At 60.5% G+C, this 1,133-nt stretch carries 1 pseudogene; it reads left to right on the top strand.

What is annotated here, in order from left to right:
- A pseudogene (locus GVN17_RS29435) lies at positions 1–1,133 on the top strand (hypothetical protein); the annotation flags it as partial.

Genomic DNA, 1,133 nt, shown 5'->3' with positions numbered 1-1,133 from the left:
GACCTGGATGCCAACGATTCCAGCGGTGCGACAGGCACTGGCTACACCACCAGCCTGACCCTGGGTCACACTGGCCCGGTTGCTATCGCCGACACCGACCTGAAAATCGCTGACTCCGATAGCCCGGACCTCAAGTCCGCGACCATCAACATCGGCGGCACGCACATCGTTGGCGATGCTCTTTCGGCAGGCTCCTTGCCTTCCACTATCGTTGCGGCCGTTAGCGCAGACGGGAGCAGCATCGTCCTGACGGCTAAAGACGGCACCGTGGCATCGCAGGCTGATTTCGAAGCCGCGATTAAGGCGATCACATTCAGCACCTCGTCGACTGACACCAGCACGCGCACCATTAATGTGGTCGTGAATGACGGCATCGTCGACTCGGCTCCGGCAGTTACCACGATCAGCGTTTCGCCGAACGCAGTCCCAACCATTGATCTGGATGGCAATGACTCCAGCGGTGCAACTGACAACAACTACACCACCAGTTTCACCCTGGGCCACACCGGCTCCATCACCATTGCCGACACCGACGTAAAAATCGCTGACTCCGACAGTCCAGACCTCAAGTCCGCGACCATCAGCATCGGCGGCACGCACATCACCGGTGACACGCTGGCGGCAGGCACCTTGCCTTCCACCATCGTTGCGGCCGTTAGCGCAGACGGCAGCTCCATCGTGCTGACGGCTAAAGACGGCACCGTGGCATCGCAGGCTGATTTCGAAGCCGCGATTAAGGCGATCACTTTCGCCACCTCGTCGACCGACACGAGCACGCGCACCATTAATGTGATCGTGAATGACGGCATCGTTGATTCGGCTCCTGCTGTTACCACGATTAGCGTTTCGCCAAACGCGGTTCCGACCATCGATCTGGACGGCAACGACTCCAGCGGCGCAACCGGCTCCGGCTACAACACCAGTCTGACCTTGGGTCACACTGGCCCAGTTGCTATCGCCGACACCGACCTGAAGATCGCCGACTCCGATAGCCCGGACCTCAAGTCCGCGACGATCAGCATCGGCGGCACGCACATCACTGGCGACGCGCTGGCGGCGGGCACCTTGCCCTCTACCATCAGTGCGGCCGTTAGTGCAGACGGCAGTTCCATCGTGCTTACTGCCAAAGACGG

The organism is Pseudomonas sp. SLFW (assembly GCF_009905615.1).
GTDB lineage: Bacteria > Pseudomonadota > Gammaproteobacteria > Pseudomonadales > Pseudomonadaceae > Aquipseudomonas > Aquipseudomonas bambusae.
The sequence above is the reverse complement of the archived record's forward strand: the minus strand, read 5'-3'. Positions and strand labels throughout refer to the sequence as shown.